Source organism: Nocardia rosealba, from assembly GCF_020216065.1.
In the GTDB taxonomy this organism is placed as follows: Bacteria; Actinomycetota; Actinomycetes; order Mycobacteriales; family Mycobacteriaceae; genus Nocardia; species Nocardia rosealba.
In genome coordinates this window covers 45059-58591 of record NZ_JAIWNA010000003.1, presented here as the reverse complement: position 1 = coordinate 58591, position 13533 = coordinate 45059, and the positions used below count along the sequence as shown (strand labels likewise).

At 67.6% G+C, this 13533-nt stretch carries 15 protein-coding genes; 5 read left to right on the top strand and 10 right to left on the bottom strand.

Annotation, left to right across the window (positions count from 1 at the left end; genetic code table 11):
* Positions 1–10 precede the first annotated feature (10 nt).
* Positions 11–778: a class I SAM-dependent methyltransferase gene (locus tag LDL21_RS13800; protein WP_225280394.1), complete on the top strand. Its 768-nt coding sequence runs from the start codon at positions 11–13 to the stop codon at positions 776–778.
* Positions 779–907: 129 nt separating this feature from the next.
* Positions 908–1672 (top strand): glucose 1-dehydrogenase, encoded by a 765-nt coding sequence (locus LDL21_RS13795; RefSeq protein WP_225280393.1) that lies wholly within the window; start codon positions 908–910, stop codon positions 1670–1672.
* A 37-nt stretch (positions 1673–1709) separates the two neighbouring features.
* On the opposite strand, the gene LDL21_RS13790 is transcribed toward LDL21_RS13795, so the two are convergent.
* From LDL21_RS13790 to LDL21_RS13765, 6 genes are all read right to left on the bottom strand, one after another.
* Positions 1710–2507, bottom strand: coding sequence for an ABC transporter permease (locus LDL21_RS13790; protein WP_225280392.1), 798 nt, complete (start codon positions 2505–2507; stop codon positions 1710–1712).
* A gap of 2 nt (positions 2508–2509) precedes the next feature.
* A complete protein-coding gene (locus LDL21_RS13785) occupies positions 2510–3403 on the bottom strand; it encodes a 2-aminoethylphosphonate ABC transporter permease subunit (protein ID WP_225280391.1) in 894 nt (297 codons plus the stop codon).
* 67 nt (positions 3404–3470) lie between these two features.
* Positions 3471–4658: an ABC transporter ATP-binding protein gene (locus LDL21_RS13780; protein ID WP_225280390.1), complete on the bottom strand. Its 1188-nt coding sequence runs from the start codon at positions 4656–4658 to the stop codon at positions 3471–3473.
* 24 nt (positions 4659–4682) lie between these two features.
* Positions 4683–5729, bottom strand: a complete 1047-nt coding sequence (locus LDL21_RS13775) for a 2-aminoethylphosphonate ABC transporter substrate-binding protein (RefSeq protein WP_225280389.1) — start codon at positions 5727–5729, stop codon at positions 4683–4685.
* Positions 5730–5790: 61 nt separating this feature from the next.
* Entirely contained in the window at positions 5791–6477 is a 687-nt protein-coding gene (locus LDL21_RS13770) for a phosphonatase-like hydrolase (RefSeq protein ID WP_225280388.1), read from the bottom strand.
* 2 nt (positions 6478–6479) lie between these two features.
* A complete protein-coding gene (locus LDL21_RS13765) occupies positions 6480–7607 on the bottom strand; it encodes a TIGR03364 family FAD-dependent oxidoreductase (protein WP_225280387.1) in 1128 nt (375 codons plus the stop codon).
* Positions 7608–7704: 97 nt separating this feature from the next.
* Between LDL21_RS13765 and LDL21_RS13760 the strand changes: the two genes are divergently transcribed.
* Positions 7705–8427 carry a GntR family transcriptional regulator gene (locus LDL21_RS13760; protein WP_225280386.1) on the top strand — a complete coding sequence of 241 codons (723 nt, stop codon included), beginning with the start codon at positions 7705–7707 and terminating at the stop codon, positions 8425–8427.
* Between the two features lie 3 nt (positions 8428–8430).
* On the opposite strand, the gene LDL21_RS13755 is transcribed toward LDL21_RS13760, so the two are convergent.
* On the bottom strand, positions 8431–8790 hold the full coding sequence (locus tag LDL21_RS13755) for a DUF4254 domain-containing protein (RefSeq protein WP_067496462.1): 360 nt from the start codon (positions 8788–8790) through the stop codon (positions 8431–8433).
* 388 nt (positions 8791–9178) lie between these two features.
* On the opposite strand from LDL21_RS13755, the gene LDL21_RS13750 reads away from it, so the two are divergent.
* A complete protein-coding gene (locus LDL21_RS13750; RefSeq protein ID WP_181696843.1) occupies positions 9179–10060 on the top strand; it encodes a helix-turn-helix domain-containing protein in 882 nt (293 codons plus the stop codon).
* 6 nt (positions 10061–10066) lie between these two features.
* On the opposite strand, the gene LDL21_RS13745 is transcribed toward LDL21_RS13750, so the two are convergent.
* From LDL21_RS13745 to LDL21_RS13735, 3 genes are all read right to left on the bottom strand, one after another.
* Positions 10067–10888 (bottom strand): thioesterase domain-containing protein, encoded by an 822-nt coding sequence (locus tag LDL21_RS13745; protein ID WP_225280385.1) that lies wholly within the window; start codon positions 10886–10888, stop codon positions 10067–10069.
* Between the two features lie 56 nt (positions 10889–10944).
* Positions 10945–11409 (bottom strand): DUF4254 domain-containing protein, encoded by a 465-nt coding sequence (locus LDL21_RS13740; protein ID WP_181696841.1) that lies wholly within the window; start codon positions 11407–11409, stop codon positions 10945–10947.
* Positions 11410–11538: 129 nt separating this feature from the next.
* Positions 11539–12885, bottom strand: coding sequence for a TIGR03118 family protein (locus tag LDL21_RS13735; protein WP_225280384.1), 1347 nt, complete (start codon positions 12883–12885; stop codon positions 11539–11541).
* A 114-nt stretch (positions 12886–12999) separates the two neighbouring features.
* On the opposite strand from LDL21_RS13735, the gene LDL21_RS13730 reads away from it, so the two are divergent.
* On the top strand, positions 13000–13497 hold the full coding sequence (locus tag LDL21_RS13730) for a peroxynitrite isomerase (RefSeq protein WP_225280383.1): 498 nt from the start codon (positions 13000–13002) through the stop codon (positions 13495–13497).
* Positions 13498–13533: the final 36 nt, after the last annotated feature.

The window sequence follows — 13533 nt, the reverse complement described above, 5'->3', positions numbered from 1 at the left end:
GCGTCTGAGGATGGACTACACACTGCCCAACGACTGGAGTCTCGCCGAGGAACGGCTGAGCTTGCTCGGTGGGGCGTACGACCCGGGGAGTATCGCGCTGGCGCAACAGCTCGGCGTAGCTGCCGGCTGGCGATGCCTCGAGGCCGGCGCTGGTGGTGGGTCTTTCGCACGCTGGCTGTGCACCGTCGCGCTGCCCGGTGGCCGAGTACTGGCTGTGGACGCCGATCCGCGTCATCTCACCGACTTGCCGGACCGCGGTGGTGAAACCGTCCGGATGGACCTCGTCACCGATCCGCTCCCCGCAGGCGCCTTCGATTTCGTCCATACCCGGTTCGTGCTGCTCCACATCGCCGAAAGACAAATCGTAGTAGAGAGATTGGCTCGGGCATTGGCACCGGGCGGAGTGCTCGTGCTCGAGGAAGGCGATGGGCTCGGTATGCTCGGTGAGATGCCGGGAGCATTCGGGGAAGTCTGGCGCGCCTTCGCCCGTTCCACCGAAACCGCGGGTGCCAACCAATCGTGGGCGCGCACGCTGCCCACTCGGTTGGCGGCGCTCGGGCTCGTCGATATCCGGGCCGACGCCGACATTCCCTTCTTTCGCGGTGATTCACCGATGGCGCGCATGTGGAGCCTCACCTGGGCGCAGGCGCACGAAGCTCTGGTAGTCCACGGAGTCTCACAAGAGACGATCGCGGTGGCGCAGCGAGAATTAGCAGACGAACAGCGGTGGCTGTACGCACCACCTACTGTTCGGGTCAGCGCCCGCGCTTCCCGCTAAGACGGGGAAGACACCGGTTCCGCGAGTCTCGCGCTGAGCATCCGCCGTTCCGTGCCGCCAGGGTGGTGTTGGCACACCCCTGATAAACGCGCACTGGTTGCCTGTTCGGCGGAGGCGCAGGGTGAGTGCATGACGCACAACAGGTTTCGGTTCGACGGGAAGATCGCTCTGGTTACCGGGGGGAGCAGTGGGATGGGGTTGGCTGCTGCGCGGCGGTTGATCGCGGAGGGTGGGCGGGTTGTGGTGACCGGCCGGGACAAGGGGCGGCTCGATGCGGCGGTCGGGGAGTTGGGTGATCAGGCGGTCGGGATCGCCGGGGACATGGCTGATCTCGACGACCTGGATGCTGTGATGGGGACGATTTCGGAGCGGTTCGGGCGGCTCGATGTGGTGTTCGCCAATGCGGGGATCGGGTCCTTTCAGACGATCGAGCAGGTAAGTGACGACCTGTTCGGGCAGGTGATCGACAGCAATTTCAAGGGGGCGTTCTTCACGATCCAGAAGGCGTTGCCGTTGCTGGTCGACCACGGTGCCATCGTCATCAACGCGTCGTTCGGCCTGCATCGGGGTGTGCCGGGTGCGGCGTTGTATTCGGCGAGCAAGGCGGCCGTACACAATCTGACGCGCACGCTCGCGGCGGAATTGGCGCCACGGCGTATCCGGGTCAATTCGGTGAGCCCCGGCTACATCGACACACCGGCCTTCCGCGCCGAACTCTCCGAGTCGGCACAGGCCGGAGTCGCGGCCCTCTCCCCCGCCGGCCGGATCGGCACCGTCGAGGACATCGCCGCCGCCGTCGCGTTCCTCGCCTCCGCCGAGGCTTCCTACATCAACGGCCACGACCTGCGCATCGACGGTGGTCTCACCGCGGTAGACGCCGCCGCACTGCTCTAGCTTCGGGGCGACCGAGGCCGCGCCGTCGACGCAACGCTCAGCGCACGGTTGCGCGGCCGCGCAACCGGCCGAGCACCACGAGGACTACGAGAGTCACCGCGACCAAAATGGTTGTCGCGGCGGCGGCGTCGAAGACTTCTCCTCGGTCGGTTTGGGCGAAGATGCTGACGGGCAACGTCTTCCAGGTGGCGGGGTACACCATGATCGTGGCGCCGAGTTCACCCATGGACAGGGCTATCGAGAGGCCCGCTGCGGCGCCGAGGGCGGGCAGGAGGAGGGGGAGGGTGATTTGGAGCAGGACCCGCAGCGGGCCTGCGCCGAGGGATTCGGCGGCTTGGCGGTAGGCGGGGTCGAGGCGGTCGAGGGCGGCGGAGATAGCGCTGAAAGCGTAGGCGAGGACCAGGACGGTGTGGGCCAGGATGACTATCCACTTGGTGCCGCCCAGCAGCAGCGGACGTTCGTTGAAGGCGATGAGGACGCCCAGGCCGATGGCCACCGAGGGCACCGCGACCGGCAGGTGGAAGACGGCGTCGGTGAGGCGGCGCAACCAGGTGGGAGCTTCACGGGCCGCGAGGGCGGCCCAGGTGCCCACGATCAGGGCGACCGCACCCGCGAGCAGCGCGGTCTGCAGGCTCACCGACAGGCTCGCGGCCTGTTCACCGCTCACCGCAGCGCCGAGGTTGGCGAAGCCGAGGTCCGACGGGAGCGGGCCGGTCCAGGTGCCCGCGAGCGCGGCGAGGACGACCGTCGCGATCGGAGCCACGAAGACCACCGTCACCACGAGCCCGAAGACCGTGAGCACCAACAGCTTTCCGCGTGGAGTCCAGACGAGCACGATCAGTCCTCCTTCGGATGGGCGATGAACCGGGCGAACACGAACCGGTAGACGAGATACAGGGTGAGTGACAGCACCACCTGCACGGTGGCGAGGACGGCGGCGCCGGGCAGGTCGAAGGTGACGATGCCACGGGTGTAGATCAACGCGGGCAGCGTGATGACACCTTTGGCGCCGGTGAACAGCACGATGCCGAACTCGTTGAGCGTCAGCAACAACACGAGGCTGCCGCCTGCCGCCAGCGCGGGCCACGCTTCGGGCAGCACCACCTGTCGCAACACCCGCCACGGCGAGGCACCGAGACTGGCCGCCACATCGAGCTGTTCGCGTGGCAGTTGCGCGAACGCGGCGAGCACGGGTCGCACCACGAACGGGGTGAAGAAGGTGATCTCGGCGAGGATCACCCCCAGCGGCGTGGTGAGGAAATCGATGACAGGCGTTGTCGCCCCGGTCAATTCGGTGATCAGTGCGTTCACCGCACCGGCCGTGCCGTAGAGGAAGGTGAAGGCCAGGGTGATGAGGAACGACGGCAGCGTGAGGACGGTGTCGATGAGTCTGCCGACCACACCCGAGCCGGGAAACGGCACGAAGGCGAGCACGATCGCGAGGAACGTGCCGAGCACCAGGCAGCCGAGCGTCGAACACACGGCGATGGAGATGGTGCGCCACAACGCTTCCCGGAAGGCCGCCGAGCCGAGAACCGAGGACCACACCTCGGTGCCGCGTCCGCTCGGCGTGCGCGTCGACTCCGTGAGGACTCGAAGAATCGGATAGCCGGCGATGCCGAGCACGATGAGCACCGGCGGCAAAGCCCAGAGCACGGGCACCCACGAGCGCTGCGTACCAACAGCTTCCGAATCGGCGACTCCGGGAGGATCGAGCACCGGTGCGCTCATCACCGCACCTCGCCGTCGTAGGACACACCGAAGTCGTGTCCGACCACCGCAGAGAATTCAGCCGAGATCATGATGCCGATCCCACGCCGCGAGAACCCGCACCGATCGTGTTCGCGATCAACACACCGGCAGGATCGGGCAACACCACACCGACCACCGAGCCCACCGCAGCGGTGAAATGCCCCGGTACGTCGGCGGCGAGCACCGAAGGCAACCCGTCGACATCCAACTCGACCCGGGTCGAGGCTCCACGCCAGACCGCACTTCGCACCGTGGCGCGCAACGCGTCGCGATCCGAGGTCTTGCCGAGGCTGACGGTGTGCGGGCGCACGCACAGCAGCGCGTCGTCGTCGGGCTTCCACTCGTCCTGCCCGACACCGGGCACCGGCGCCTGGGCACGCAGCGTCGAGGTGCCCGCGGTGACCAGCGCCGCCGTCCCGGTGACGTGCTTCACCGTGCACGGCACCAGATTCGCCCCGCCGAGGAACCCGGCGGTGAAATCGGAAGGCGGTCGCTGCCAGAGGTTTTCGGCGGTGTCGATGTCGACGAGGCGCGAATCACGCATCACCGCGATCCGGTCGGCCAGGGCGAGCGCCTCGGCCTGATCGTGGGTGACGTACAGCATCGCCGTGTCGGGCAACGCTTTCCGCAGTTCCTGCAGTTCGCCGAGCATCGAGTGCCGCAATTGAGCGTCGAGGGCGGCGAGTGGTTCGTCGAGCAGCAGCACCTTGGGCCGGATGGCCAGCGCACGGGCGATCGCCACCCGCTGCTGCTGACCACCCGACAGCTCCCTCGGCAGGCGCTGGGCGTAACCACCCATGCCGACCATCTCCAAGGCCTCGGTGACGCGCGGCCCGATCTCGGCGCGCGGCACCCGCTGCGACTTCAACCCGAACGCCACATTGCTGTGCACGCTCATGTGCGGGAACAGTGCGTACGACTGCACGACCACGCCGATCCCCCGCTCGGCAGGCGACAACGCGGTGACATCGCGTCCGGCCAACCGCACCGAACCCGAAGTGGGACGGACGAATCCGGCCAGCGCCTTGAGCGCGGTCGACTTACCCGACCCACTCGGGCCGAGCAACGCCACCGTCTCACCGACGGCGACGCGCAGGCTGAAGTCGGCCAGCGCGACAGCGGCCTTGCGGCCCCGGCCGTAGCTCACACCGACCCGGTCGAACACGATCGCCGGTTCGGTCGTGGTGGCACCGGCCGAAACGACGGACCCCGTGCGGACGTCACCATCGGACATTGTCGACTCCTTTTACAGGGGGTTTCAGCTGCCGGTTGCCTTCTGGTATGCCGCGAGATCGGCATCCAGTTCGGTGAGCACGGTGTTCCAGTCGACCGGAACCACGTCGACACCACGCATCGCCGCGGCGGGACCGCCCTCGGCGGGCGCGGGCACATCGGTACGCGGCGACACCGCGAACGCCTCGGGTCCGAGCGCTGCCTGCGCCTCGGGCGCCAGCAGGAAACGCATCAGCTCGGTGGCGTCGTCCTTGTGCGGCGCACCCTTGGCAAGACCCATCATGTACGGCACCGCGACGGTGGAGCGCTTGCCGTCGGCGGCGGGGAAGAAGACGTTGAACTTCGAACCCTTCTCCTTCACCGTGGTCAGGTTCATCTGCACGTCACCGTTGGCGATGAGCAGCTCACCCTTGTCGACCTTGGCCTGCAGCTTGCCGGTCGACGACGACGGGCCGACATTGTTGGCCTGCAACGCCGCCAGGTAGTCCAGCGCACCCTGCTTGCCGCGCAACTGCTGCAGCAGCACCAGCACCGCCGTGCCGTCACCGGCCTGGCCGGGCGTCGAGTACTGCAGCTTGCCCTTGAACTCCGGCTTCAGCAGGTCGTCCCAGGTGAGCGCGGCAGTATCGACCGACGGGTTGGCGATGAAGCACAGGAAGTTGTTGGCCATCGTCACGTAGTTGCCGTCTGGATCCTTGTCGGCGGCGGGGATCGCGGCGGTGTCGATGCCGCTGGGCTGGAGCAGACCCGACTGTTCGGCCTTCTGGATGAATGGCGGCAGGGTGACCACGAGGTCGGCCTGTGGGTTGGACTGTTCTTTGTCGACCCGGTTGACCACCTCGCCGGACCCGGCCTCGACCAGGTTCACCGCGATCCCGGTCCGCGCGGTGAATTCGTCGAAGCGGTTCTTGTACCAGCCGCCGACGCCGTCGGCCGAGTACACGGTGACGGTGCGGCCGTCGGCCGATTCGGTTCCGGTGCCGCCACACGCCGAGGAGAACGCGACGGCGGTGACGCCTGCCAGCAGCAACGCGGTGCGCGCGAGGCGGCGTCTGGTGGGGGAAGTACGCACGATGACAGCAACTTTCGTTTCACGGAGGTGCATTCGCCGCGGCGGTCGCCGCAACGGAAGTTCAGGCAAGGAGCAGAGCGGGGAAGTCGGCGACGGAGTCGATGACGTGAGTTGCGCCCGCCTCTCGCAGCTGTGCCGCGCTGTGCGCACCGGTCAGGGTGCCCGCGACGATGCCCGCCCCGGCCGCCAGACCGGTCGCGATATCGCTGGTGGTGTCGCCGAGGACGGCGATCCGGTCGACCGCGTCGACCCGCAGTCGCAGGGCCGCGGTGAGCACCATGTCCGGGTAGGGACGGCCACGGCCGGCGTCGGACGGGGCGAGGGTGAGGTCGGCCAGCTCGGCCCAGCCGAGCGCGGACAGCAGCTTGTCCTGGGTGCCGCGGCTGAACCCGGTGGTCAGCGCCACCCGGACACCCGCGTCGCGCAGGGCCGTGATCGCCTCTACCGCACCGGGTACGGGCGCGATGTCGGCCTCGCCGACGAGCGCGTCGTAGGCCGCCTCGAAGGCGCGATTGCCTGCCTGGGCCGCGTCCTCGTCACCGAGCAGCGCGCGGAAGACCTCGATCTTGGACTGCCCCATGGTGTCGAGCACGTACCGGCGGGCCGTCTCGCGACGTGGGCCGTCGGACTCGATCCCGACCGCGGTCGCCGCCTCCTCGAAGGCGCGAAGCACCAGCCCGCCGTCGGCGACAGTGGTGCCGGCCATGTCGAGCACAGCGAGCTGAATGTTGTCGTGGTGCACGGTCATCCTCACAGTCCGATCTCGTCGGCGGTTTGTTCGCCGAGGGCGGGGCCCAGCGTCATGCCGCGACCACCGGGGCCGGTCACTACCCACACGTTGGTGTCGGCCCGCACCCGCGTGACGATGGCGTCCGGGTCGACGCTCTGGCTGTAGACACCCGCCCAGCGGCGCACCACGCGTGGCAGCTTGCGGCCGAGCAGTTCCTCGGTCACCTCGGTGAGGTGGTCGTAGGGCGCTTCGTCGACGTCGAAGGCGAACGGTTCGGTGTATTCGTGGGTGTCGCCGATGGTCAGCCCGCCGTGCAGCCGCTGCACACACAGCAGTTGCATCTTGTGCTCGGCGGCGGTGGCGGTCTGCGACTGTTCGCGCGTGAGCGAATCCACCTGGGGGCCGGCGAAACCCGGGTAGTAGCGGAAGCTGTCGCCGTCGGCGATCGCCGTGGTGAGTTCTTCGCCGAGCGGCTCGGTCTGCATCATCTGCAACCGCACCCGGCGCACCGGCAGCACACCGGCCAGTTCCCGGGTGAGCCCGGAATGCGCCGCGCCGGGGCAGTGCACGACCAGGTCGGCCTCGTGACGGCGGCCCTGATCGTCGAGCACCACCGCACCGGCGCCGGTATCGGTGACCGACCGGGCCTCGGTCGACTCGTGGAAGGTGTAGCGGCCGCTGGCGGCCATGTGGGCACGCAACGCGGGCAGCGCCTGGCGCGACTCCACCGCCGCGTCGGTCGAACAGTGCAGGCCGGCAAGGTATTTGCCGCGCAGCGCCGGGTTACGCGCCAGCACCTGCTCGGGTTCGAGCAGGGTGAAACCGCGATCGACAGCGGCCGGCCCCGCCGCGGCGGCCTCGGCGACGGCCAGCTCCGCCGGGGTGCGGACCAGGGTGATGGACCCGGCGGGCCGGAAACCGACACCCGCGACGCGACCACCGATCTCCTCCCACAGCTCGCGCGAACGCAGCGTGAGTTTCAGTTCGCCCGCCGACCGCCCGGATACCCAGACCAGGCCGAAGTTGCGGACCGTCGCGCCGCGCGCCTCGCGTTCGCGTTCCAGGTGGACGACCTCGTGGCCGCGGGCTATCGCGGCCCAGGCGTGCGCCGTGCCGAGAATCCCACCACCGATGATGACCAATCGCATGGCACCGATAGTGGCAAATGGTCTAGACCGATAGGTGTGGCCGGAGCGAACACCGCGTTAACTTTTGGTATAGACCAATCCGGGTACGCTGAGCGGCATGGATTCACCGCACACCACGCGCGTCCCGAAGGTGTTCCGCGTCCGCACCGAAATCGACGCGATCCTCGCCGAACTCGACGAGGGCGACCCGGTGCCGTCGGAACGCGATCTCGCCACCCGCTTCGGAGTGGCGCGCGAGACGGTGCGCCACGCGCTGCGAGAACTGCTGGTGGAGGGCAGGATTCGCCGGCGCGGGCGCGGAACGGTTGTGTCGCGGCCCAAACTCACCCAGCCGCTGTCGCTGCGCTCCTACACCGAGGGCGCGATCAGCCTCGGCCGCGTACCCGGCCGCATAGTCGTCGCCTGGGAAGACGTTCCCGCCGACGCGCAGACCGCGACCGATCTCGAGGTGGCACCCGGCACGCCGGTGATGCACCTCGAACGCGTCCTGCTCGCCGACGGTGAACGTATCGGCTTGGAAAGCACCTATCTGCCACTGCATCGTTTCGGCGGGCTTCGTGGCAGTTACGACCCAACCACGTCGCTCTACGCCGCGATCCGCGCCACCGGCGTGAGCTTTGCCGGTGCGCGGGAACGCATCGAGACCGTTCTCGCCTCGCCACGGGAAGCGGGCCTGCTCGAAAGCACGACCGCACTACCGATGTTGCTGCTGCACAGGCGAAGTGTCGATGCGGACGGCACACCCATCGAACGGGTGCGCTCGCTCTATCGTGGTGACCGCGTCGCCTTCGAGGCGAGGCTGTCACCGGAACCCACGTAGCCCTTACTGCTCGGGCAGCCTTCGCCTGCCACCGATCACATCGGTGACGAGGTCGGTGTAGCCGTCGACCAGTTCGGCAAGGTGATACCAATGCTTGTGCGTGCTGTCGCTTCGCGCGCCGTCCAGGTCGATGGCCTGGTTGGCATCCACCCAGCTGCGCGCCATCCGGTCGACGACGGCGCCGAGACTTTCGGTATGCAACGACGCGCCTGTTCTGTTCACCGGAATCTCGGCGACAATCCAGTCGTTGATGTCGTCGACGAGTTCTCCGCGACGGCAATCTATTTCGGCGATCAATGCGGCGTCACGCACCTGTGCCCGCCGTTCGTGCAGCTCAGCGAGCGCGTGTGCCGATCGCAGCAATTCGCGATCCTGGAAACGCCGCCCCTGAAAGGCGCACAACAATTGTGGCGCCGTCGGCAGTACCCCACCCATCACCGGCGCGCTCATCGCAACGCCCCGAATTCACCCGACACCCAAGATTTGTATACCAACATGATTGGCTCTCGATTCGGTTATCCCGGTCTTCTGTTCGGCTTGCTCGCAACCAGGCTAACTGGATCATGCTCGCTCACAACGGGAAACGCAAGATTGCGTTGTCACTCCTGCAGTAAAGCCGCCCTGACAGAACCGCGGGTCACTTGACCACCTGCGAACAGGCCGACCGGCATTCTTTCCCGAACACGTGACAGCATGGGCGAGCAGCGCAATAATGCGATTCACGTGACGCGCCACAGGCGAAGGGGCACCCATGGCAGGCAAGCGAACCACACTCACCGTCCGGCTTCGCAGGCTCGCCGCGATGCTCCGTGAGCTGCGCGAATCCGCCCAGCTCAGCAAAGAGGACGTGAGCGCGCGCACCGGCATCAACGTGACGACGCTGTACCGCATCGAAATGGCGCAGGCGCGCCCGCAGCGGCGCACTCTCAGCGCGATGCTCGACCTGTACCAGGTGAGCGACAAAATGCGCGAGGAGGCCATGAGCCTGCTCAGCGACGCGCTCAAACCGGGTATGTCACATGCGTACGAAGGCGCGTTGTCCGATGTCTACGCCACCTACATCAACTTCGAGGCGGAAGCACTTTCGGCACGTCAGTACCAGACCTCAACTGTGCCCGGCCTGTTGCAGACCTTCGAATACGCGGCGGCGGTGATCGATACGTCGATGCCGCGCCTCGATGCCTCCGTGATGGAGAGCCGGGCCAAGGCGCGCATGGACCGCGCGGTCAACCTGACGAAGGACGATCCGCTCGAGCTGTGGGTGGTGATGGACGAGGCCGCCATCCGCCGGGTGGTCGGCGGTCCGGTGACCATGGTCGGCCAGCTCGACCGGCTGCTGGAGGAGACCAAGCGCAAGAACGTGATCCTGCAGGTCCTGCCGTTCGAGGCGGGCGCGCATCCCGGCATGGCCGGGTCGTTCACGCTGCTCGACTTCCGCAATCCCGTCGACCCCGAACTGGTGTACGTGGAGAGCATGTCGGTGCACGACCTGGTGGAAGGTCATTCGGAGATCCGCCGGTTCGGCGTGATCTTCGACCAGTTGCGGGCCATGGCGCTGAGCCCACGTGATTCCGCCGCGCTGATTCAGCGGGCACGCGACGAGATCGCGGCCGGGCTGGATCGAAAGCGGTAGCTGCACTCATTCGGTGAGCAGGTCGGCGATCTGGGCGAGGACCTCGGGTGCGAGGAGGTCGTCGAGGGTCGCGTCGACGGCATGGCCCGTCACTGTGCCCGCCATCCGTCGCCAATCCCCCACCACGGCAGTCGCATCGGGTCGATCGCGCTCGGGGACGACCAGGACGAGATCGCCGGGCAGGCTCCGTGGGCGGTGGGTCGACGCTGCGCGTGCGAGCGCGTCGGAGTGATCGATCAGGTGCCGCAATCCGTCGCCCGTCACGGCGATCGTGCCCGCCAGCCTGTCGGTCGATTCGGCCGCTGATGTGTCAATGCCCGTTTCCGGGGTGGGCGAACCGGATTCGTTGTCCGCGACGCCGATGAGACGCTCGACAAATCTGCCCGGCGTCGTCGGCGACAGCGTTCCGGCGCCGGCATCCGTGCCCAGGAGGACAACCCGGACAACCTGCTTGTCCTCCCCTAGCCGCACCGCCATCTCCTGGGCGACGAGGCCGCCCGCCGACCATCCGAGCAACCGGTACGGCCCCTGCGGAGCGATCCGGCGGATCTCGGTCAGGAAGTGCTGCGCGTAGTCGCCGATCGTCGGCAGGTCGACAAGCGTCTGCAGTCCGTAGACGGGTACCTCCGGCTCGAGGTGGGCGAGCAGGCAGGCGAACGGCCAAGCCAGGCCCGCCTCACCGGCGAGACAGAACAGCGGTGTGCCGTCTACCGAGTTGGAGCGCGGACGGATCGGCAGCACGGTCGACAACGCGGCAGCGGGTCGTGGTTCGGCGTACACCTCGCGGGACCACTCGCAGGTCCGCGCCTGCTCCTCGTCTGTGCGCACAACAAATGGTACGTCGTACGAAAGTTCTACCGAGCCAACAATTCCGGGGGCATCGGTCAGTGGACGACCGAGGGAAGACAGCGGGAACCGGCCCACAGATCGTCGATGAGACGCTGGTAGCTCTCGGCGAGGTCGTCGAGCCGGGCCCACTCGTCGTAGAACTGCGCGTCGGTGGCGTCGGCCATCGTGACGAACAGTCGCGCGCTGTGCGCGGCGAGCCGGTCGACGAGCATGCCGAGGGTTTCGCAGTGCTCGGCAGCGGTGGCCGAGGGCAGCGGGGCGGCCAGGATCACCCAGCGGTCGATCGCGCGCATCAGCTGCGCCCGGCGACGGTCGAGGCCGGGCGCCTCGAAGGCCGGCGTGCGGTCGCGCACCTGGTGCAGCACCGCGAGCTCGGCCGCCGCGTGCAGCACCGGGTGGTAGCCCTCGGCCATTCCACGGAACGCGGCGAGCATCAGCTCACGTCCGGGCAACCTGGTCCGGTCGACCGAAAACCGCGTCTCACAGCGCATCACCGTCATCTGGCACCTCCGGCTCGGCCACCCCGGCAAACACTCCGCCACCACTGTCCCCTACCACGATGCCAGACGGAAGCGAACAGGCCTGCGGACATCCAGGTTGTCCTGTTCGCCTGGCGTGTGCCCGCCGCGCTACAGCGCGCGCAGACTGCCGAACAGTCCGTCCTTCTCCTCACGTGGGCCTGCGGTGAAGTACAGCGCGTCGGCGTCGCCCGCGCTCTCACCGTTGCCGAACGTCAACGCCCACAGTCCCTCGATCTGCACCGGCTCGCCGTCGCTGTCGCGCAGGTAGTCGACGAAGGTTCCGGTGGTGTCGTCGAAGGCGAGGACCCGGCCGAGACCACCGGAATTGCCGATCAGCAACTTGCCCGAGAGTGCACCGAAATTCGACGGCGCGATCGTCACCGCCCACGGTGCGTTGAGGCGCCCGCCGTCGTCGATGATGCGCACCAGCTTGCCCGCCGCGTCGAATTCGGCGACCTTGCCCTTGTCCGGGGTGCCGTCGGCCGCTTCGTCGGCCTTGGCGTCGAGCGAGACCTCCTCGCCCTTGTCGAAGGCCTCGGGGTCCTTCTTGTCGGCCTTGGTCACGGCGTAGGAGACGAACACCCGGCTGCCGACCGTGGTGATGTTGAACGGTGCCGGGTCACCGGGAACGGCCTTGTTGCCCTTCTCCGGACTGGCGGGGTCGATGGGCTTGCCGGTGGCGAACGGATTGGCGAAGCCAGTGGTCGCCACCGGCTGCCAGAACTTGTCGAAGGTGCGGATCTGCGGGTCGGCGCCGAAGTCGGCGGCCAGCAGTTTGTCACCGGAGGGTGCGAGCGCGAGCCCGAGGAACGACATGCCCTGGGCCGAACCGTCGAAAACCTGGTTGGCGCCGCCGTTGCGGCGGATGACGGCTCCGTCGGGGGCCTGCTCGGTCCAGGCGTTGATCCGGCCGGAATCGGTGCCGACGATGAATCGCGCCGAACCGCCGAGCGGGACCGGCATTCCGTTCAGATCGACCCATTGGTCGCGCACCGCGAACAGATCGGAATTGATCGGGGCGGGGTTGAACACCACACCGGTCGTCTTGCCCGCCGACTTGTCGGACGGGTCGGCATCGGTGCCCGGGATCGCGACGGATTCGAACTGGTCCCTGGTGAGTTTCTGCAATGCCGGATCCGCCGACTCGCTGACATCACCGAGGAACTGGAACGACTTACCACCCGCGCCGACCCAGAAATGTCCGCCCGCGCCCTTGGGACGATTCGCCAGACCCCAGGCGTCGACCATCTCGGCGATGGTGAATTGGGCGTGATAGGAGTCGGAGCTGGCGGCCAGATCGGTTCGGCTGTACCGGTTGCCGTCGAGGGCGGCGACACCGTCGCCCGCCGGATCGGTGCTCGAGCACGCGGCAGCGACCAAGAGCACCGCGCCGAGAACCGCACCGCGCACCGGCCCGGACAGCACCCGGCGGGTGCCCCTCACATGTCCGTTCAACGTTCATTCCTTTCGACCTCCGCCGGACGGCGTTCAGGCGACGCTGACCTTATCCCGACCCGTGTGACGGTGTGCCGTGAACATGGCTGTGGTGGCAGGTCTAGGCTGTCGCGCGTGGTCGAACCAAGCGCGCCCATCGCCCCGCATCCCGCCGTCGCCGCCCTGGCACCGCTGCTCGGTACCTGGCGCGGGCGAGGTCACGGTGAGTACCCGACCATCGATCCCTTCGATTACCTCGAGGAGATCACCTTCGGTCATCTGGGCCGCCCGTTCCTGACGTACCGGCAGCGGACCAAGGCCGCCGACGACGGCCGCCCGCTGCACGCGGAGACGGGCTATCTGCGCGCGCCCGCACCCGGCAGGGTCGAGCTGGTGCTCGCCCACCCCACCGGAATCACCGAGATCTGCGAGGGAACACTCACCGAAACCGTCGACGGAATTCGACTCGAATTGAATTCGACGAATATCGGGTTGAGCGGGTCGGCGAAATCGGTGACCGCGGTAGGCCGTTCCTTCCATGTGACCGGCGACACCATCGAGTACACGCTGCGGATGGCCGCCGTCGGCGAATCCCTGCAACATCATCTGAGCGCGACCCTGCAACGTGCGTGACAATGCAATTTCATTTGCACGTACCCGCTGAGCAGC